We start from the raw sequence: 20,684 nt of genomic DNA, 5'->3' as shown, positions 1-20,684 counted from the left end.
TCCCTATGTATCTTTCATCATTCATAAAATCAGTATAGCATAGTATTATTGTCAATGCAACGAAATTATGAACATTTGTTCGATTTTATTCTTTTGTCAGCACGGAAATAATTTCTTCCCGCTTCGGCATCACCTTCAATGCCCCTTTGCGGGTGGTAATGATCGAAGATGCCGCATTGGCAAACCGGAGCATTTCATGCAGATCATCTTCCGTCAAAGAATCAAGTCCTTTTTCGAGAACAGCATTTAAAACGCACGCCATAAAGGTATCTCCCGCCCCTGTGGTCTCTATCGTGTCGTCCCGCAGAAACGGCTCGCAAAATACGCTTTTCCCCTGATAATATGCCTTGCTTCCATATTTTCCCATAGTTGCACATATTAATATCGGACGATTTTTTCTCAAAATTTCCGCAATGCCCTGATCAATATCCTTCTTACCGGTCAAAAAGGCGATTTCATCATCGGAAATCTTTAAGATATCGCACTGTCCGATTCCATACCACATTTGACGTGCGGCATCCTCCAGACTGTTCCATAGCGGTGGTCTTAAATTGGGATCAAAAGAGATAAGGGCACCTTCTTTTCGGGCATGCTGCACGGCTCTTTGGGTTGCATCCTTTACCTGCTCGTGCGTCATAGACAAGGTTCCAAAATGAAAAATCCTTGTCTGAGCAAGCTTCTCCTGCTGTACCTCCTCCCATCGTAGCATCATATCAGCTCCGGGATTTCTATAAAACGAAAACTCCCTGTCTCCGTCTTTCTTTGTATGAACAAAGGCTAACGTAGTATGCACCTCCGGATCTACAACAAGATTATCCGTATTGATTCCCTGTGTTTTTACTGCATCTGCCAGCATTCGTCCAAAAACATCATCCCCGACTTTTCCGATAAATGCCGTACTTTTTCCAAGATTTTGCAGCATGGACAATACATTACACGGAGCACCTCCGGGATTGACCTCCAAAACAGGATTTCCCTGTGTACTGATTCCATTTTCCGTAAAATCCACAAGTAATTCCCCTAATGCAGCCACGTCAAATTTTTTCATCATTTTCCTCCTATCTGCATACATCATGCCATTTCGCCGATAGATATATCATATTTATCAATATTGACAGTAACAGAACCATCACAGACAAAACTGATCTGATCGGCATCCAACGGAGTATAGAATGTCGTACTCATCACCTGTGCCCCATCATTTATAAAAATCTCTGCGGAATATTTATCCAGGATCATCCGAATCTTAACAACGTCACCCGAAACTTTGACCGGAACTTTTCTCTGTGCCAGTACATCACGGATCATTCCACAGTATGTCCTGTCAATTTCTATAGTTTTATCCGCACGGTCATAAGTAAATTTCGTAAAATGCTTTTCATTTTGTGCAAAGCAGATGTCAAACGAAGTATAATCGCCCTCCAAAAGTTCTACAATCATATCCAGCACACGTCCCCGGATTCCTTCCTTCTGACATGTCCCTTTTATCGTACACTGGTCATAATGAACCGAGTTACTGTAGTATTTTTCCAACTCCCGGACCGGACTTTGCAATATCCGCCCGTTATCAAGACGAAGCTCTCTCGGAATAGTCATCATACATGCCCATTTCTGATCTGCCGGGCGAATATTGGCATCCCAGGTCTGCATCCATCCAATCAAAATACGCCGTCCATCCGCAGACAACATGGTCTGTGATGCGTAAAAGTCGAGGCCATCATCCAGAGAGTATACATGCGAATAATCAAATACATGCCGTCCCCTGTCGTAACTGCCGGTATAATATACTGTATTATTTCCATTATGAAACTCCGAACCGGCACACAGATCCTGCGGAGAAGCAAGCAGTATATATTCCCCGTCCAATTCAAAGAAATCCGGGCATTCCCACATAGTTCCAAGATTTCCGTTTTTATCCTCTGCCAGTACAGATACATACTCCCACTCAACAGCATTCTCCGAATGAAATAATACAACCTGCGGCTTTCCCTGGTCTGTTTTGTTTCCAACGACCATATAATATCCGTCATCTTCTTTCCAGATCTTCGGATCTCTGAAATGCTCTCTGCTAAACCCCTTCGGAAGCATGTCACCGGTCACTACCGGATTTTGCGCAAGTTTATTATATGCCTTTCCATCCCCCAAAGCAATACATTGATTCTGATACGTATATTTCTGCCCATCCTCCTCTTTTTCCATGACACCGGTATATACAAGAAGATGACCTTTCTCTGTCTCTATTCCTGAACCGGAAAAACAACCTGCTTCATCATACGCCTGATCCGGAGCCAATGCTGCCGGAAGTTCCGTCCATTTCACGAAATCCTTTGTTTCATAATGTCCCCAGTGCATCGGTCCCCACACTGTACTGTAGGGATGAAACTGGTAAAACAAATGGGTCTTTCCCTGATATACCGAAAAGCCATTGGGATCGTTCATCCAGCCGCATGGCGGTGTTACATGGAACACCGGAAGCTCTTCTTTTGGAATGCGGTTCTGTTTAACATATTCATTTGCTTTTTTCAACTGATCCATATCTATACCTGTCCCTTTCCGGATGTCTGCGGTTCTACCCCTACAGACATCCGATTGTTTCATACCTTACCTACAGTTCGATCGCTTCTTCCGTATCGATATCAAAAAAGTGCATCCTATGCGGCACAAACACAAATTCTACCTTATCCCCCACTTTGCACAGCTCATATTTTGAAACCCTGGCAATCGTTACTGCTCCTCCAAATTCAAAATAGATATTATTTTCATTTCCCATGATCTCTGTATTATCAACAACTGCCTGCATCTTATTTTCTTTATAGATGTCCAGATTTTGTGGATCAAATTTAATGTCCTCTCCGCGAATTCCAAGTGTCATTCTTGTTCCATGCTTCTTTAACTTCTCAGCCATTTCCTGCTTCATGGTCAGCCGATTGCCATCTGAAAATACAATCTGTCCATCCTCAATGGAAACATCATAGAAATTCATCTGTGGTGAGCCGATAAATCCCGCCACAAATTTATTGACCGGTTTTTCGTACAGCTCCATTGGCTTACCAACCTGCTGTACAACACCCGCTTTCATGATCACAATACGGTCTGCCATGGTCATTGCTTCCACCTGGTCATGCGTAACGTAGATTGTAGTACTTCCAAGGCTGCGGTGAAGCTTGCTGATCTCATTTCTCATGCTGACACGAAGCTTTGCATCCAGATTAGACAGCGGCTCATCCATCAAAAATACCTTCTGATCCTTTACGATTGCTCTTCCAAGAGCAACTCTCTGCCTCTGGCCTCCGGACAGATTTTTCGGTTTACGGTTTCTATATTCCTCCAGTCCCAGAATATCAATTGCCCAGTCTACCTTTTTTTTGATCTCGTCAGCCGGTACCTTCATATTTTTCAGTCCATAGCCGATATTTTTCTCCACCGTCATATGAGGATATAACGCATAATTCTGAAATACCATAGAAATGCCTCGATCTCTTGGTGCGACCTCATTCATTCTCTTCCCATCAATATACAAATCTCCGGAAGTGATTTCTTCAAATCCCGCGATCATCCGCAGTGTCGTAGATTTTCCACAGCCGGATGGTCCAACAAATGCAATAAATTCTTTTTCATTGATCTCCAGATCAAAATCTGTCACTGCCTTTTTATCTGTACCCGGATACTGCTTGCATACTTTTTTTAATTCAATAAAACTCATAACTTAACCCTCCTTTGAACCTGTGGAAACAACTCCTTCCACAATCTGCTTTGAAAATAACGCATAAATGATGATAACCGGTATCGTTACCAGTGTAATGACAGCTAATGTCTGACCCATTGTTGTATTATCATTGGACGTGATCGCATTTAATCCGATCTGTGCCGTCAGAAGATCACTTGAAGTAAATACAAGAGATGGCCACAAATAATCGTTCCACACATTTAAAAATGTAAATACACTGACTGTTGCCACAACACTCTTAGACATTGGAAGCACCATAGTAAAGAAATACTTCACCGGACTGCAAAAATCCAACTGCGCCGCCTCGTAAACATCATCCGGAAGACTGACAAACACCTGCCGGAACAGGAATATATTAAATGGATTTACGATCATCGGAAGAACATACCCGATAATGTTATTTAAAAGTCCCAATTTTGCAATAAACAGGAAATGTATGGTAATGATCGTCTCCATCGGCACGATCATCAAAAGCATAATGATAAGAAGCCAGCGTTCCTTAAACGGAAAATTGATCTTGGCCAGTGCATAGCCTGCCAGCCCGTTTACAATGATTCCAAGCACGATCAATACCGCTGCATAAAGCAATGTGTTTGCCATATAACGAAGAAAGCTCGTGTTGGTCAGAATGGTAATATAATTGTCGAAAAAACTACCATTTAACGCCGGAGGAATAAACGCCGCCAGCGAATTCATATCTCTTGTGATCGCTGCATCTGTTTTAAAAGAATTAGCAAGCATCCATATTACAGGAAACAGAAAAAACAAGGACACGATAATCATAATGATAACAAGAATGATATTAATTCGTTTTTGCTTTTTTGTTAACATGTTTTTTTCCCTCCTTATCTTTGGTGAGGATTGTCTGGATCACCGTCAGGATCATTACGAAAAATGCAAATACGATCGCCATCGTGGATGCCAGTCCGATCTCCCAGTTTACCGTGCCGGTTTCATAAATGTCATAAACCATGGTGTAAGTAGAATGAGATGGGCCTCCTCCCGTCATAACCATCGGCTGTACCAGCATACGGAACGCTCCGATCGTGATCGTGATCAGTACAAAAATACACAATGGCTTTAACTCCGGCAATGTGATATCTTTAAATTTCTGCCAACTGCTGGCATGATCCATTTCAGCAGCCTCATAAAGTGCCGGATTGATCTGCTGCAGTCCGCCCAAGAAGATCAACATCTGATAACCGACTCCCTGCCATGCACTCATAACAGCGATGGATGGCAGAGCCTGATCTGCACTATTGATAAACGGCTGTGCGTTGATTCCAATGTGTGCAAGAATGGAATTTAAAATTCCCTCCGGGCTGTAGATCTGCACCCAGAGTGTAGATACAACCGCCAGAGACATAACAACCGGAATAAAAAATGCCACCTTAAAATATGCCTTACAATACGTCACCTTATTGATCAGAAGTGCCAGTCCTAACGCTCCCAGTCCCTGTAACGGAACAATTATGATCACAAATTTCACGGTATTGGTAAATGCCTGCCGGAAATCATCGTCCTTGAATACCTGAAAATAATTATCCAACCCGGTAAAATGCGTCAGGCTTGGATTTAATGCAAAAAAGTCTGTAAAGCTAAATACCAATGTCAATATCATTGGCAGGAACAAAAACAATGTCAATAAGACAAGTGCCGGGCCAAAAAAGGCCATTCCCATAATTGATTCTCTTCTTTTTTTCATCATTCTAACGTATAACGCTTCAGCTTTGCGTTAATCCTTTCTACAGATTTATCCAGCTGCTCCTGTGGATCAAAACCACTCAGAACACAATTTTCCAGTACCTGCTGAAATGATGTACTTACCTGTGGATATGCAGGAGTCTTTGGCCTTGGATGACCATAGTTGCTTAATTGATAGTATAGCGCTTTGTAATTTTCGTCTTTTTGAAATACGTCGATTGTTTCATACGCTTCATATGTGGATGGAAATGATTTTGACTTTTCCCATAAACGCTTCCCGCTGTCCACACCGCTCATCCATTTCACTAATTCGGTTGCTCCCTTGATATGTTTTGTCTTGGAAGAGGCTGCAAAAGCCCATGAACCGGTTGGAGCGTATCTCTCTCCGTTCCAGGAGTCCCCGACTACATATGGTGCCACACCAAAGGACACATCCGGATAGCTGGTATAAAGTGTATTAACCTCCCATGCACCATCAATCTTAAATGCTGCCCTGCCGCTTTCAAACAAATGATCGATCGGCACCTTTGACATATACTTATTCTTCAGCAACGACTGAAAATAAGATACTGTTTTTACATTTTCCTTCGAATCAAAGACACCATCCACGGAAAGTCCCGTCTCGTCCACCATATTTCCGCCATTTGACCAGAAAAACGGTGCATAATAATAGATGGTTGCCTCCCCCACCGGAAATGTCATATCAAGGGCATATCCATTCTTTTTATCTATAACCGGTTTCAGCTTTGCAAGAATGTCCAAAAACTGGGACTGAGTCCACGGATGATCTGCATCAGGTATGCTGATTCCTGCCTCTTTCAGTATGTCCTTATTATAGTACAGACCAACACTGGACTCCATTGCTCCCAGAGCGTACAGCTTGTCCTTGTAAGTTCCCTGATCGATAATAGACTGCAGGTAAACGGATTTTTCTTTCTCCGTCAGCTTTGCCAGAGGCTGAATAATCCCATTGGATGCATATGCTGCGATATTCGGTCCGTCTACCGTCAGCACATCCGGAAGGTCTCCCGACATGACGGATGCATTGATCTTATCAGAGTATCCTCCGCCACTGTCATTTCGCGGAATAAACTCAATATCCGCAAAATATGTTCCATCATACTTCTTGTTAAATGCATCAACTGCTTCCCGATAGCATCGGCCTTCATCGGTATCCTCAATGGAGTGTACCCATATGGACAGATACTGCTCTCCTTTATCATATCCGGCGATGCTTCCGGGCTTCGGCGTACTTTTCTGACATCCGGTCAGGCTGAGTGCAAGTACGCTCATGGCCAGAGCCGTTATCACACGTTTTCTCATTCTGTTCTCCTTTCTTTCGTCGTGTCTCTATAAGTGTTTCCGTTTGTGTAATCGGTAAAGTAACCGGTTACTTTGTGATTTAATAATACTATGATGCATATCGTTTGTCAACCATTTTTTTAAATTATTATAACCGGTTACGTTACCGGTTATTTTTTCATTGAATTCACGCCTCTGTTCTGCTATACTAAGGACAGATTTACAGCACGAAAATACACTCCCAACGCAGAAAGGCACAAAACATGGATAATAAAAAGAAAAAAGTCACCTTTGACGACATTGCAAAATATACTCACTTTTCCAAAACAACCATCTCCAGATATTTCAATAATCCTGATTCCCTTACATTAAAAAACCAGGAGATCATCGCACAGGCACTGGTCGATCTGGATTATCATGAGAACAAGCTCGCAAAAGTGCTGGCAAATGGCAAAAGCGAATTTGTCGGCATTCTGTTACCCAATTTATTCCTTCATTATTACTCAGAAATGTTAAACCAGATCTTATCTACTTATGAAACTTTTGGATATAAATTTCTGGTGTTTACCAGCAACGGCTCCGAGGAAACAGAACGAAAATACCTTCAGGAGCTGCTTGCTTACAAGATTGAGGGACTCATTGTGTTAAGCCACACAATCCCGTCGCAGGAATTGGCTTCTTATCACATTCCTGTCGTCACCATCGAACGGGAGGATGAATATGTAAACAGTATCAATACTGACAACTATATGGGAGCCGTGCAGGCTGCCAGTCTCCTTGTCAAAAACAACTGTGACATCCTGATCCACATCAATTCTGATGTTTCTCCGTCCGTCCCTTCTTACGGCCGTATCCAGGGTTTTCGCGATACCTGCCAGCAGTTCAATATCCGACACAAAATTATCCTTACAGATCTCGGCAACAGTTATCCGGAAACACAGCAGCACATTAGTGAGGTCTACAATCTGATCAAAGACAAATATCCGGATAAACGAAAAGGAATCTTTCTTGCCAATGACACCCATGCCAATATTTTTCTGAATCTGCTGATGAGAGATTATGGCACTCTTCCGGATGACTTCCGGATCATCGGGTATGATGATTCCCCAATTGCCTCCGAGGCAATTATCCCGATCAGCACTGTAGGACAGCAGATCGACAAGATTGCACATGAAGCCATGAAGCTGCTGGTTTCCCAGATGAATGAAATGAAAAAGCGTCGACCGGTTCCTCAGACCGAGATCATTCACAAAATGATCACACCGGTTTTGGTGAGACGAGATACAACAACGTAAGAGTCCCAAAACCTCTCCCAACCAGCAAAGTTGTACATACTACGTTTCCAAATTTGTGCAATTTATCCGACTTAAATGTTATAGTAAATCATTTAAGTTGCAATATTTTTGTCATTTTTGCCGATTTTATCTTATGAATCGTTTTATATATGGTTATTTTGTACAAACCATGCTAACATTTATTCCAGGGTGAGCAAAACAAAAAATATTTCGAAAAGGCAGAGCTTTTTCAAAGGAGGGTTTATGAGATTGAAAAAAATCTTTGCTGTCGTAATGGCGGCAGCTGTAACACTGTCCACGCTCAATGGTTTTCATGGTTTTTCTGCTCCAAAAACTGCAAAAGCTGCGAGCTTTGTTAATCTGAACCAGAGCCAGATCGCATCTGCAATGGGAGCCGGCTGGAACCTTGGAAATCAGCTGGAAGCATCCCTAAACGGAACGCCAAATGAAACAAGCTGGGGTAATCCTACGATCAACGCCAATCTGATCAAGGCAGTCAAAAATGCCGGTTTTCGTTCCATCCGTATTCCGGTTTCCTATTTGGGCAAGATCAGCAGCAACTCAAGTTACACCATCGATTCATCGTGGTTAAACAGGGTACAGCAGGTAGTTGATATGTGTATTGCTAATGACCTGTATGTCATTATTAACATGCACGGCGATGGCTATCACTCTGTCGATGGCGGCTGGCTTTTCTGTGACGGTTCCAACCAGACTGCGATCCGTGCCAAATACAAAGCATGCTGGAAACAGATCGCCACACGTTTCCGCTCATATGACCAGCACCTGATCTTCGAATCCATGAATGAAGAATTTGATGGCACTTACGGAACTCCAAACAGAACATATTATGAAAATATCAATCAGCTCAATCAGATCTTTGTAGATACCGTACGCACTTCCGGCGGAAACAATGCGAAGCGCTGGTTAATGCTCCCAGGCTGGAACACTAACATCAACTACACCGTAGGCGATTATGGTTTCCGGGTTCCTACCGACAACAACTGCACTGCCGGCGGAAAGCGCATCATGATCTCTGTTCATTATTATGATCCTTGGGGCTTCTGCGGAGAAGAAAGTACCACGGCAACCCAATGGGGAAGCAAGGCAAACAACAGCTCAAAGGTTGATTCCTGGGGCGATGAGTCTTATCTGAAATCCCAGTTTAACAGTCTGTATAACAAATTCTGCAGCCAGGGATATCCGGTCGTGATCGGAGAATACGGTGCCATTGATAAATCTGCTTTCGATTCAAACAACACGGCATGTCGTGCAGAATTTGCTTCCAAAGTCTGCACTTACGCAAAGAAATACGGCTGTATTCCAATCTGGTGGGATAACGGTGCAACAGGCACATATGGTTTCGGTTTATTTAACCGCAATACCGGTGCAGTCACACAGCCAAAGATCATCAATGCCATCACTGCCGTGTATCCGTCCTCAGGCAATACCTCCGGTTCCACAAGCAGTATTGATACCGGCAAAACATATATGCTGAAAAACGTAAACAGTGGTCTGTATATGGATGTCTGCGGTGCGAAAGCGGTAAACGGTACAAATGTCATCCAGTACTCTGCTTCCAAAGCAAAAGCAAATAATACCTGGAAATTTGTTCCTGACGGAAAAGGATATTACTATATTTACTCCTGTCTGGGAGACGGCAGGACATTCCTTCTGGACGTTTCATGCAACAGCAGTGCAAACGGGACAAACATCGGAATTTACAAAAATACCAACTGCAGTGCCCAGCTTTACAAGCTTGTAAAAAATTCTGACGGAAGCTACAGCATTTATACAAAGTCTTCCGGCTGTAAGAGTGTTGTCGAGATTGCTAATGCAAACCGCAGCAATAACGGCAATGTACAGCAATGGGTTTACAACGGACATAACTGTCAGAAATGGAATTTGATCGCACAGTAAATTTATCAAATAGCTCACAATCAACAGGGTTGTTGCCTAAACAGATGAAAATGTTCAGGCACAACCCTTTCTTGTTCAGAAAAAACACTCTTAGCCGAACATTCGATAAAACTTCCCACATGATCCCCGCCCATCATCAGCCTCAGCATCATAAAACTGACAGCAAAGATAAGGAGCAATGGTTTTTCCCACCAAAAATACGATCGCGATCAATAGAACACATGCAATCATTTTTCCGTATACAGAATTAACACATAGCCAGAATTTTCACGTTCCTCTTTTCGCCAAGACTTTCTTTTGAATCAGATATTTAACAAAAAATGCTGCCGTTGTCCTGTTTCATCCAATTACTTTTTTACACAATCATGAAAAAGAAATCAATACAAATGACAATATTTGACTAAAAGCAGCAAAATTTGACTATTATTTTTCATCCGGGATCATTGCCGTAAAATAAAACCAGCCATCTTCACTATGTATCCGGCTCATCCCGTCATACTTTTCCAACACCATCTGAACATTCTTTAATCCAATGCCATGGTTCGCTTTGTCTGCTTTACTGGTACTCAGCTGATCATGGATCATGTCCTGAGTGCTCTCCACAGGATTTTGTACAGATAATAAAATCTGGGAATTCTCCCGAAGAAGCTTTAATCGTATTACCGGATCATCTTTTCTGTTCTCACATGCTTCAATAGCATTATCTAAAAGGTTCGCTAACAAAATGACCATATCCTGTTCTTCCATCCACGCTCCCGACAGATCATTGATCTGAAACGATACTGTGATGCCTTTACTCTTTGCCAGCCTGTATTTCTGATTCAGTACCACATTGATAACGGAATTGTTGACGTCCACCACTTCGCTTCCATCCAACAGGGTCTGTGTCAATTTTCCGGCATAATTTTCTGCTTCTTTATACTTTTTCTGTTGCAGAAGTCCTCGTATACACTGCACCTGATTATTGTAATCATGAAGCATTCTCTTTTTCTGATTATAATCCTCACGGCCACCGTAATACGACTGCATTTTCTCTTTATTTTTTTCCTGTAACAGCTGCAGCTGGGTGTATTCATATTCTCTTTGGGAAACATATTTAAGCAGAGCAAACAGAATAATATTCATGACCGCCATGCAGAGTGCTACAGTCACATATCCGGCTGCACTGTTATTCTCCCGAAAAGAAAACATCATAACCATGATGACCACGACCGTCAAAACCGGAAAACTGATCATCAGGATCCATTCGGAGCTTTTCATGCAGATCTCATGATTTCTTTTCCACAAATAATCCAGTATAAGCACAAAAATAAATAAAACCGTTTTACATAACAGCACCAAAAGCACCTGTATAAAATTATTGGCTAAAACACCAGGGTCAAGCAGACGGTCCACAAAGATCAGCCCAAGATAATCCACGCAGATCAAAAGTGCATAAAACAGAATTGCAAGAAATATCCTTGGAAGCCATTTCCCTGAATAAAATATAAAAGAAAACAATAAAATACTGGCAACCGCTGCCATCATCCGATAAATATAATAGCCTCCAAACTGTGTACTGACAGCACAAAGCAAAAATAATCCTGTCAGCAGTGCCACAGAAATAATATCTGCCTGCAGAGAGGCATATTTTCTTTTCAAAAAAATATCAAAAAAAATCTTACAGCAGAGTGCTTCATATAACACAATGCTGACACCTTTTAACACTTCTTCCAACATAACTTTGTTTCCTTACATAATATCTACATTTTCTCTTTATAATCAAAAAACTTTTCTTTGACTTCCACATATCGCGGTTTCGTCACCGGAATTTCCATTCCATTTGTCATATAGATCGTATAATTCCGGATCCGATCTATATATTTTAAGTTGACCAGAAAACTCTGATGTGGCCGAATAAATGAAAAATCTGCCAGCTTCTTCTGAAGATCATTGATCTGTCCGTACATATACATCTGTGTCCCTTTTCTCTCAAACCACAACTGATGAGAACGGCTTTCTATGTATATGATATCCTCCAATAAAACCTGTCTCTTCCCTCCAACAAAGGGAAACTCCATCTCTACCCTATTCTTTCTTCTTTTCCGCAAAATGGCATCCATGCATTCCGGAAGAAGCTGTTCCATATCATCTTTGATAATATAACGCACTGCATCTACACGATATCCCTCCGCAGCATAATCCAGCATGACCGTAATAAAAACAATATCAACATTTTCATTCTGCTCCCGAATGGCATATGCCGTCTCCATCCCGTTCATTTCTCTCATTTCAATGTCCAGAAATACGACATCATACGCTTTAAAATTATCCGGATCACTGCAAAAGGAAGAACCACTATCATACAGGTCGATTGAAACAGAACGTCCATTCTCTTTGAAATATTTCTGCAATAGTTCTTTTATTCTGTCCTGAAAATAGGCCTCATCGTCACACACTGCGATTTTAAAATCCAAGCTCATACAACCCCCCTTTATATCGTTTCATTTTCTTCTTTTTTCCAGCGAAGCTCACGCTCCCACTGGCGCAATCTGCGGGCTCCCTCCGGATTTTGTTTTTCCAGCCGCTGTTCCAGCTTTTCCCGGCGTCTCTGAAGCTTTTCCAATACCTCCGGATGTTCTCTGCCAATCTGCTCCCGGATATGATGACGCCGTTTTTCCAGCAAGCCGAGAATAATCCTGCGGTGATCCTGATCCGCCAGTTTTTCCGGCAGTTCATCCATATGAATCTCCATACGTCGTAAAAACTCATCCTCATCAATGGCTCCAAGACCATGCCAGTATTTCAGACTGCTCTCGATTCCCTGCTCCGCAATCTCTTCCCAGTCCGGCATACTGTGAATGCTCTCCAACACCTGATGTACACGCTTTTCAATCTGATCCACTGTCTCGTCACCAAAAGCCCAGGTAAACTCCTCCAGCGTATTTTCTGTTTCCGCGGGAATATTAAGCATATGTCCGTTTTTACGGACAGTATATTCTTTGAGAACATATGGCTCCATGTATCCGCTGTCATGAAGTGCTGCCGTAATGGTCCGGCGTACATTTCCTTTTTCAATCAGATGTCCGATCCCAAGCTGTCTCATCTGCTCATTCACTGATGCCATATGCTCTGTCATATAAAAATGTATCCCCTGTTTTTCAAAACGGTCACACATCATTTCCAGCCTGTCTGCCGCAGTAATATCAATACTTGTCATAGCTCCGGCATCCACAATGACAACTTTTGTATCCTCTTTTATGCTGTTCTCAATATCCTCCTGAAAAGTCTTTACATTGGCAAAGAAAAGACTCTCACTAAAACGGTAGATCATCACATGCTCAATTTCATGGGCATAACGGTTCTTACTGCAATCATAAAAGCCCTCTCTTCCCGGAATAACTCCCAGAAAAGCCCTTGGGGGATTCGTCGCTTTCAAGACCACTGCGATAAAGGAAAGAATAATTCCTATGATCACTCCATAAATCGTCCCCAGTAAAAGGACACCAAAAAAGGCAGCCATAAAAATGTAAAATTCGTTCCGGCTGACGCGGAACAACCTTTCTGCCAGATCAAATTCTACCACCTTCATAAGAGCAGATATCACAATGGCCGTGAGAACCGGCACCGGAAGATATCCAATAAATCCCGTACCAAACAACAGCAGTAATATCATAGTAAAACCTGCCACAACGGAAACCATCTGTGTTCTGCCGCCATACTGGTCATTCATGGACGTTCTGGAAATACTTCCATTGACCGGACAGCATCCAACAACTGCCGATGCAATATTTCCCACCGCACATGCCAGTATTTCCTGATTATCTCTGATCTTATATCCGTTTCGAAATGCAAAATTATTCTCCGATAACAGTGTCTCCGCCATGATCACAACGGCAACCATCAGTCCGCGTCCTGCTGCCTGAGACAGATCTACTGACCGAAATTGCGGACACTGAAAATGTGGCAGTCCCGGTTCCACAGCAGATAACAGCTTTACCCCATACTGATCAATATGACCAAAAATGGTCAACAATACCCCCGCCGCCATAACCACGATCACCATAGGAAACTTTGGTGCCAGCTTCCTTGCCACAACGATCACTGCCAGAGAGCAAATCCCCAGTGCAACAGAAACCGGATTGATATGCGATGCCGCTTCTATAATGGAAACGATCAGCTCCGGCAGCTCTCCCGTCCCGGAGCTGCCTCCCAGTATTTTGGGAATCTGCATTAATATGATCGTTACCGCAATTCCGCTGATAAAACCTCCCATAACCGGAGTAGATATGTAGTCTACCATCTTTCCTGCTTTTAATAAGAAAAAGATCATAAGCCAAACTCCGGCAAAAAATGCTGTCATTGGAATAAATGCCATGGCTTCAGGAGACTGTGCCTGCAAGCCCAGTCCCGTAGCCGCCGCACCAATGATCGCTGCCGGTGCCGCATCTACTCCGAAGATAAACTGAGGTGACGTGGTAAACATAGCAAAAATTAAAATAGGCAGTACAGACCCATACAGTCCATAGACAGGCGGAAGTCCTGCGACCTCCGCATATCCCATGGATATTGGGATTGATACTGCCGCTATGATAATACCTGCCAGAATATCCTTTGGCAGATAATTTAATTTATAATTTTTCAGTGTCTGGAAAATCTTCATGTTCATCGTTTTACTCCACATAATATACATAATCGTCCTTGCGTGGTGCTGCCTCCGGCTCATCGCCGTCCACATATCCAAGAACACAATGGCCTATGCCCTCGTAATCTCCCGTAATTCCCAGAGATTTTAAAAGCGCTTTTCCTTCTTCACTTTCAAACTCCTCCTTCGCACGGTGAATCCAGCAGCTTCCAAGCCCTGCATCTTTAGCTGCCAGCATCAGATTTCCCATAACAAGACTACCATCATACACATGGGTTGGCATTGCCTTATCTGCCAGTACGATCAGTACAACCGGCGCACCATAAAAAGGATCGGTTCCCTCCGCCGCTCCCATAATCTCCGCATTCATATGAGAAAGCTTATCTCTCACCTCTTTATTTAATACCGCTACAATGATCGGTGACTGCCTGCCCATTCCTGTGGCTGCATATGTTCCGGCTTCGATCACACGGTCAATCAGTTCTCTCTCCGGCATTTTCTCCTGAAATTTGCGAATACTTCTTCTGGTACGGATTGTTTTCATTGTTTCACTCATATGAAATGTCCTCTCTTTCTTATTTTTATAGTTTTCTACCTTTTTAATTTCTATTTTCTGTCACAGACAGCAATACACCCGCCCACTGATTTCTTCAATGATCTTCTCTCAGGCAGCACTGCCTCTCCGGCTATGACATTCTCCATCACATATCTGCTGGAATTCCCGGAGCTTCTGCTTTGCCTGCGGATTCAGATTCTTTGGCACCTTTACCTGTACTGTCACATACTCATCTCCATGAACGGAAGAATCCTTCATGGACACAATGCCTTTTCCACGAAGCCGGATCTTGCTACCTGCCTGCGTCCCCTCCGGAATGCGGCACATGACTCTGCCACTTAGCGTATCTACCGGTGCCTCGCCGCCAAAAACTACCGTTGTAAAAGGGACCTCAATCTGAGTATATATATCCATTCCCTTTCTGTCAAATCCCGGCTTAGGCTGTACATGCACCTTTAAAAACAGATCGCCGGCCGGACCACCTCCATATCCCGGCTGTCCCTTGCCACGAAGACGTACACGCATTCCATCGTTTACCCCGGCAGGAATGTGTACCTGCAGGGATGTTCTCTGTCCGGAACCGTCCTGCGAAACCAGATGGATTGTTTTGTCACAGCCAAAGGCCGCCTCTTCAAAGGTAATGTCTGTCTGTGCCTCCAGATCTTCTCCTTTCGCCGTTCCGGTACCCTGTCCAAATCCTCCAAAGCCATTTCCTGTGCCTTGACGGAAACCACTGCCAAAACCATAATGGCTCTGCCCGCGAGAGCTCTCTTCATGGGATCTTCCATGAAACATACCACCAAAAATATCATCAAAGATATCATCCATATCGCCACCCTTAAAATGATATTCCCGGTAGCCACCTGTCCCAAAATCAGGACCGCCATAACTCTGATAAAAATGTCCGTTTCCTGTAGAACCTGTTCCTCCTCCTTCTTCAAACGCTGCAAAACCATATTGATCATAGAGCTTTTTCTTTTCTGCATCACTAAGTACATTATATGCTTCGGTTACTTCTTTAAAATTCTTCTCTGCTTCCTTATCCCCCGGATTTACGTCCGGATGATACTTCTTGGCAAGCTTACGGTATGCTTTTTTGATTTCCTTCTCATCCGCTCCTTTCCGGATACCAAGGACATCATAATAATCTCGTTTCTTCATCATCCTCACCTCCGAATAAAATGAAACTGTCCATTTTCCCGGCACTTACTACCGGGAAAACGGAAGCTTTGAAAATATACAGAAAAGAGGCATACGAACCGGTTCGCATCCCTCCAAGGCTGTTAATAGGGTGATAAACCATCCAATATATCAACCCTGCTGTATTGCATTTTTACTTTCGATTATGTTATACCACTTATTTTAGCACTCGTCAAGTCTATTGGCTAATAATCCACACAGAATTTTACTCTTCTAACTGTTCCGCAAGTGTTTTACTATAATCGTACAGATCATCATTGATCATCAATGCGGAACACATATCGACCAGACTATCACTATCCATCTTCACACGCATAATAGAATAATATCTGCCAAAGCTATCCCCATTGTTTTCAATATCTGTAAAGATTTTCTCCCAATCCTTATCCCGGATTAAGATATATTTATTACTTTCAACCAGCCATTCGCATTTCTCATGAGCAGATTTTTCTTTCCATTCTTTATACTCTTTTTCCTCCAAAATGGAATCCAAAAACTTTCGTGATTTTCCCAGAGCTTCTGCCAACCCTGTTCTTATGGTATCATCCTTCTCAAAAAACTTCAGTTTTTCCGCTTCGCCAATATCATACTTTTCCTGATCTTTCTCAAATTCCTCCCGTTTTTTGTCCATAATCTGGTTGAATACTTCAGATGCGTCCTGCTCTACTGCCTGCTCGAATGACTCCTCCGACTTTTTTGCTTCTTCCAGATTAATTTCTATCTGCTGCGCTTCCTTTTCAAGATACTCATCTATAATCTGGTCTATATCAACATACTGACTCATGCCTGCCCTCAACGCCTTTCGTATTTCATCAATCGGAATATAGCGATCAATCTTTTTATTTCTGGCTCCGGCAAATCCAAACTGCGCAAACAATGTCCAGATACTATATGTTCCCGCTGCCTCCGGATCAATAGAAAGTGGATCCTCACAGTTTTTTTCTCTTATGTGCATTTTTGCATCCATAATACGCATCACAAACTTCCTGTGGATATCCTGACCATCTTTATCCTGCAGTTTGACATAACCACAAAGTTCTTCCAATCCAAATCCCTGTGTCATGTATTCGCGGAAAAAACTGCTAAATCCAGAGGTACCGATTTCATATTCAGTAAGTTTCTTTTTCCAGCATGTACTTATAGTACCTTCCGAAAACACTTTTCGCACGAAATCTCCATATTCTCCATCCTTGCTGCCAAGATATGCACTGTCAAATAATCTGTACTTTTCCTCTAAAGAAAGAGGCAACTTAGAAATTCTATCAAATAATCTGTCCATATAGCACCTATCCGGCATTTCGATTGGATTCTCAAGATACTTATTGGCAATCTCTACAGCTTTCCTGCACTGTCCTCTGGTGATATCTCCATATACGAAAGCCTTCTCCCCCAGCCTCGCTTCAATAAGGCAGGCAATCGCCAGCAAATACATATGATATACCTCTCCCTGTGTCTTACCTCCCCATATTCCATAAGTATGACTACAGATATCATCCTTCCATCTGTAACCAAGACAATGTGCCGCAAGATAACATAAAATGGCATCTCCGGCCCTAGGATCAATTTCATCCTCCTTTACTAAATCACGCGAAAGAAAGTAATCCTCTGCAGTATTCATCCAATTGTAATCGCCATCTGCAAACCAGCCTGTCCGAGTCTCTTCTCTAATCCAGCCATATTTTTCCGTGCGTTCCTTCGTTCGAACAAGACAAATAGTATCAATGCCATGAATATTTTTTGTGATTTTTTCTGCCAAAGGAAGCTTGTCAATCAAAAAAAGCGTTTCATTATATACCTTTTCCCATTCCTTTTTCGTTACTGATTTCGATATATTTAAATGAATAAAAATGCCCATTTCTGAACCTCCATAAATTTAATAACTTTATTTTAAATGAGCACACCATTTTTGTCATTCAACGCATAGTTTAATTCTCTGTCATAGGAGTGTACAAAAAAGAATCTGTGATTACATACGGCATATCACAAATTCTCGTATTATTCTATCCTGCCTTATAATATTTTTCCAACATTTCTGCGTACTTTTTCATATATTTGAGACGATCCCTCCGACACACTTTCATGAAAGTCACAGTTTCAAGCTTGAAATCACCTGCCTCGCTTCCTTCCTTAATCTCAACTTCGACCGTTCCCACATATTCATCTATAATGTCATACATATCTGCCCCATATAATTCCATTAATGCAAACATTGTATCAGCCGGAGGATATCCCTTGCCGCTTTCATATTTGTAAACAGCCTGCGGTGTACCAAGCCGCAGATATTCTCTCACCTCTTCCACTGACAATCCTTTGACCATCCGCAGTCTTTTCAGATTTCGCCCGATCACCTTCAAATCATATTCCGGTCTGTAGTATTTCATGCTCTTTCCTTTCCAGCTCATTATGCAAGCAACAACCTATTTTTCCAATAGCAGTTCGTGATTTTTTATCGTAAGTATTATATTCCTAGAATTTCAACCAATTTTTGATTTCAAACTGTCAAAGATAACGTTTCAGCTCTTATCAATCAAGTGCATTGACTGATAAGTATTAAAATTTATCCATCAACAAGAAATCCGCCAGATGAACGATGCGAATGCCGTTCTCGTTTCCTGTATCCATGGTGTTTAACGTAACGACATATTTGGGATAATGATCTCTGATCTCCATAAGATTTGCTATTTCGCGGTCTGAATTTACCGGAAGCTGTACGCATACCTGTACATATATCTTTTCATCCCTGCGCTCTGCCATAAAATCTATTTCTTTCGTTCCATTTTTTCCTATAAATACATCATATCCACGCCGTTTTAGTTCCAGAAAAACGATATTTTCCATTGTACTGTCCAGCATTTTTCTGTTATAACCAAGTAAAGCATAACGCAGGGAAATGTCTGCGAGGTAATACTTTTCCTGCGTCTTTAAGACACTTTTTCCCTGAAGATCATAACGTGCACAGGGAAAAATAATAAATGCCTGTTGAAGCCAGCGTAAATAATTATAAACACTTTCTACGGAAACACTTCTATGCTCATTTTTCAAAAAATTCGAAATTGAATTGGCTGAAAAAGTTTTTCCTGTATTTTCAATAATATATTTCACAACACGATCAAATAATTCCTGTTTTTTGATCTGATGCCTTTTTACAATGTCACGGGATACGACGGTATGATAAATACCATTCACGATCTGATATGCTGATGTTTCCTCATATTCACCAAGTGCAATGATCGGAAAGCCTCCGAATCGAATATATTCTTCCAACAGTTCCGTCTGCGACATCGCACGTTCTTTCTTAAATTCCAGATATTCTCTAAAAGATAATGTAAACACAGGGATTTCAACGAAACGCCCCGTTAAATAAGTGGAAATTTCACTGGACATTAATTTTGAATTTGATCCGGTCACATAAATATCCGCTTTGCCATTCTCCAGTATGCTGTTCACTGCCTTTTCCCAATTATGCACCTCTTGTATTTCATCCAGAAACAGATAGCAGTGCTCTTTCTCCCCTATTGCTGCGATCAACTCCTGATACATCTGCTGTGCCGTTATATCCTCCGGAATATCCATTTCCGTATACCGCTTCTCAATGATATTTTCTCCGGATACTCCTCTGCGGATCAATTCTTCCTTGATCATCCGGAAAATGGTTGATTTGCCACAACGTCGAACACCTGTCAAAATCTTTACGACCGGCTTATCTATAAAGGGTTCTACTGCTTTTATATAATCATTTCTTATAATCATAATACCCAGACCTTTCCTAATATAATCTGCCGTCTTCAAACGGCGACAGAACATTCCTATGATCTCTTCCCTTATAGATTATACCAAAAAATAGTAAATATACAAATAGTTTTTTGGTTTTAACCTTAAAAACAACCGGCTTATCTGTAATAAAACGAAAGGACGAAAAAGCCATGAAATTTATATATGGCTCTTGACAACCCTATGGAATATGCCAGCTTAGTTTTGACAGGTGAGATGCAGGATTGGACGGATGCGGGATCTTCAAAAAATATAAGTGGAATGTGAGAATTGTGCATGGTACAATGGGAAGTGAAAAATATGAAGTTGACGGAGGATAATGCATGAGTGATTTGTATGTTTCAGATTTAGATGGGACATTATTGAGAAGTAACGAAGTAACCTCTAAATACACAAATCAAGTAATCAATTCATTGGTTAAAGAAGGGATGATTTTTTCCTATGCTACGGCACGTTCTTTAGTTACAGCGAAAAAAGTGACCGCAGGAATAAATGCAAAAATTCCGTTAATTGTGTATAATGGAGCATTTGTGATTGATAATATTACGGAAAAAATATTAATCGCTAATTATTTTGATGATTCCG

Annotated in this window: 17 protein-coding genes; 3 read left to right on the top strand and 14 right to left on the bottom strand. The window is 41.9% G+C overall.

What is annotated here, in order from left to right:
- Positions 1-85: 85 nt before the first annotated feature.
- The 6 genes from ACZLMD_RS09750 to ACZLMD_RS09725 form a co-directional block, all read right to left on the bottom strand.
- Complete coding sequence (locus tag ACZLMD_RS09750) at positions 86-1,048, bottom strand: carbohydrate kinase family protein (RefSeq protein ID WP_482523057.1); 963 nt, start codon at positions 1,046-1,048, stop codon at positions 86-88.
- 23 nt (positions 1,049-1,071) lie between these two features.
- Positions 1,072-2,535 (bottom strand): glycoside hydrolase family 32 protein, encoded by a 1,464-nt coding sequence (locus ACZLMD_RS09745; protein ID WP_489495633.1) that lies wholly within the window; start codon positions 2,533-2,535, stop codon positions 1,072-1,074.
- 70 nt (positions 2,536-2,605) lie between these two features.
- Positions 2,606-3,703: an ABC transporter ATP-binding protein gene (locus ACZLMD_RS09740; protein WP_022305141.1), complete on the bottom strand. Its 1,098-nt coding sequence runs from the start codon at positions 3,701-3,703 to the stop codon at positions 2,606-2,608.
- 3 nt (positions 3,704-3,706) lie between these two features.
- Positions 3,707-4,558, bottom strand: a complete 852-nt coding sequence (locus ACZLMD_RS09735; RefSeq protein WP_118559782.1) for a carbohydrate ABC transporter permease — start codon at positions 4,556-4,558, stop codon at positions 3,707-3,709.
- Positions 4,530-5,408 carry a carbohydrate ABC transporter permease gene (locus tag ACZLMD_RS09730; RefSeq protein WP_022305139.1) on the bottom strand — a complete coding sequence of 293 codons (879 nt, stop codon included), beginning with the start codon at positions 5,406-5,408 and terminating at the stop codon, positions 4,530-4,532. Before ACZLMD_RS09730 ends, ACZLMD_RS09735 begins: the two co-directional genes overlap by 29 nt.
- A gap of 23 nt (positions 5,409-5,431) precedes the next feature.
- Positions 5,432-6,754, bottom strand: a complete 1,323-nt coding sequence (locus ACZLMD_RS09725) for an ABC transporter substrate-binding protein (RefSeq protein ID WP_118559781.1) — start codon at positions 6,752-6,754, stop codon at positions 5,432-5,434.
- A gap of 242 nt (positions 6,755-6,996) precedes the next feature.
- On the opposite strand from ACZLMD_RS09725, the gene ACZLMD_RS09720 reads away from it, so the two are divergent.
- Complete coding sequence (locus ACZLMD_RS09720; protein ID WP_022305137.1) at positions 6,997-8,028, top strand: substrate-binding domain-containing protein; 1,032 nt, start codon at positions 6,997-6,999, stop codon at positions 8,026-8,028.
- A gap of 243 nt (positions 8,029-8,271) precedes the next feature.
- Complete coding sequence (locus ACZLMD_RS09715) at positions 8,272-9,948, top strand: cellulase family glycosylhydrolase (protein ID WP_489495632.1); 1,677 nt, start codon at positions 8,272-8,274, stop codon at positions 9,946-9,948.
- Between the two features lie 423 nt (positions 9,949-10,371).
- On the opposite strand, the gene ACZLMD_RS09710 is transcribed toward ACZLMD_RS09715, so the two are convergent.
- From ACZLMD_RS09710 to ACZLMD_RS09675, 8 genes are all read right to left on the bottom strand, one after another.
- Entirely contained in the window at positions 10,372-11,667 is a 1,296-nt protein-coding gene (locus ACZLMD_RS09710; RefSeq protein WP_489495631.1) for a sensor histidine kinase, read from the bottom strand.
- Positions 11,668-11,690: 23 nt separating this feature from the next.
- Positions 11,691-12,410: a LytR/AlgR family response regulator transcription factor gene (locus tag ACZLMD_RS09705; protein ID WP_489495630.1), complete on the bottom strand. Its 720-nt coding sequence runs from the start codon at positions 12,408-12,410 to the stop codon at positions 11,691-11,693.
- Between the two features lie 11 nt (positions 12,411-12,421).
- The gene (locus ACZLMD_RS09700) at positions 12,422-14,596 is read right to left on the bottom strand and encodes a SulP family inorganic anion transporter (protein WP_489495629.1); all 2,175 of its coding nucleotides are present in this window, start codon (positions 14,594-14,596) and stop codon (positions 12,422-12,424) included.
- Between the two features lie 4 nt (positions 14,597-14,600).
- Complete coding sequence (locus ACZLMD_RS09695; RefSeq protein ID WP_489495628.1) at positions 14,601-15,128, bottom strand: nitroreductase; 528 nt, start codon at positions 15,126-15,128, stop codon at positions 14,601-14,603.
- A gap of 108 nt (positions 15,129-15,236) precedes the next feature.
- On the bottom strand, positions 15,237-16,292 hold the full coding sequence (locus tag ACZLMD_RS09690) for a DnaJ C-terminal domain-containing protein (RefSeq protein WP_489495627.1): 1,056 nt from the start codon (positions 16,290-16,292) through the stop codon (positions 15,237-15,239).
- A gap of 241 nt (positions 16,293-16,533) precedes the next feature.
- Entirely contained in the window at positions 16,534-18,183 is a 1,650-nt protein-coding gene (locus tag ACZLMD_RS09685; RefSeq protein ID WP_489495626.1) for a hypothetical protein, read from the bottom strand.
- A gap of 145 nt (positions 18,184-18,328) precedes the next feature.
- Positions 18,329-18,709, bottom strand: coding sequence for a helix-turn-helix domain-containing protein (locus tag ACZLMD_RS09680; protein WP_455057820.1), 381 nt, complete (start codon positions 18,707-18,709; stop codon positions 18,329-18,331).
- 169 nt (positions 18,710-18,878) lie between these two features.
- Entirely contained in the window at positions 18,879-20,078 is a 1,200-nt protein-coding gene (locus ACZLMD_RS09675; RefSeq protein ID WP_489495625.1) for an ATP-binding protein, read from the bottom strand.
- 344 nt (positions 20,079-20,422) lie between these two features.
- Here ACZLMD_RS09675 and ACZLMD_RS09670 point away from each other — a divergent pair.
- Positions 20,423-20,684 (top strand): HAD family hydrolase (locus tag ACZLMD_RS09670; RefSeq protein ID WP_489495624.1); only part of this gene is annotated, 262 nt, incomplete at its 3' end.

This window comes from Jutongia sp., from assembly GCF_057878315.1.
The sequence above is the reverse complement of the archived record's forward strand: the minus strand, read 5'-3'. Positions and strand labels throughout refer to the sequence as shown.

What these genes read in the sequence shown, in the direction of transcription:
- ACZLMD_RS09745 (WP_489495633.1), bottom strand. Translation starts at nt 2,535, where the DNA reads ATGGATCAGTTGAAAAAAGCAAATGAATATGTTAAACAGAACCGCATT.
- ACZLMD_RS09750 (WP_482523057.1), bottom strand. Translation starts at nt 1,048, where the DNA reads ATGAAAAAATTTGACGTGGCTGCATTAGGGGAATTACTTGTGGATTTT.
- ACZLMD_RS09690 (WP_489495627.1), bottom strand. Translation starts at nt 16,292, where the DNA reads ATGATGAAGAAACGAGATTATTATGATGTCCTTGGTATCCGGAAAGGA.
- ACZLMD_RS09725 (WP_118559781.1), bottom strand. Translation starts at nt 6,754, where the DNA reads ATGAGAAAACGTGTGATAACGGCTCTGGCCATGAGCGTACTTGCACTC.
- ACZLMD_RS09675 (WP_489495625.1), bottom strand. Translation starts at nt 20,078, where the DNA reads ATGATTATAAGAAATGATTATATAAAAGCAGTAGAACCCTTTATAGAT.
- ACZLMD_RS09680 (WP_455057820.1), bottom strand. Translation starts at nt 18,709, where the DNA reads ATGAAATACTACAGACCGGAATATGATTTGAAGGTGATCGGGCGAAAT.
- ACZLMD_RS09685 (WP_489495626.1), bottom strand. Translation starts at nt 18,183, where the DNA reads ATGGGCATTTTTATTCATTTAAATATATCGAAATCAGTAACGAAAAAG.
- ACZLMD_RS09705 (WP_489495630.1), bottom strand. Translation starts at nt 12,410, where the DNA reads ATGAGCTTGGATTTTAAAATCGCAGTGTGTGACGATGAGGCCTATTTT.
- ACZLMD_RS09695 (WP_489495628.1), bottom strand. Translation starts at nt 15,128, where the DNA reads ATGAGTGAAACAATGAAAACAATCCGTACCAGAAGAAGTATTCGCAAA.
- ACZLMD_RS09710 (WP_489495631.1), bottom strand. Translation starts at nt 11,667, where the DNA reads ATGTTGGAAGAAGTGTTAAAAGGTGTCAGCATTGTGTTATATGAAGCA.
- ACZLMD_RS09730 (WP_022305139.1), bottom strand. Translation starts at nt 5,408, where the DNA reads ATGGGAATGGCCTTTTTTGGCCCGGCACTTGTCTTATTGACATTGTTT.
- ACZLMD_RS09720 (WP_022305137.1), top strand. Translation starts at nt 6,997, where the DNA reads ATGGATAATAAAAAGAAAAAAGTCACCTTTGACGACATTGCAAAATAT.
- ACZLMD_RS09700 (WP_489495629.1), bottom strand. Translation starts at nt 14,596, where the DNA reads ATGAACATGAAGATTTTCCAGACACTGAAAAATTATAAATTAAATTAT.
- ACZLMD_RS09715 (WP_489495632.1), top strand. Translation starts at nt 8,272, where the DNA reads ATGAGATTGAAAAAAATCTTTGCTGTCGTAATGGCGGCAGCTGTAACA.
- ACZLMD_RS09735 (WP_118559782.1), bottom strand. Translation starts at nt 4,558, where the DNA reads ATGTTAACAAAAAAGCAAAAACGAATTAATATCATTCTTGTTATCATT.
- ACZLMD_RS09740 (WP_022305141.1), bottom strand. Translation starts at nt 3,703, where the DNA reads ATGAGTTTTATTGAATTAAAAAAAGTATGCAAGCAGTATCCGGGTACA.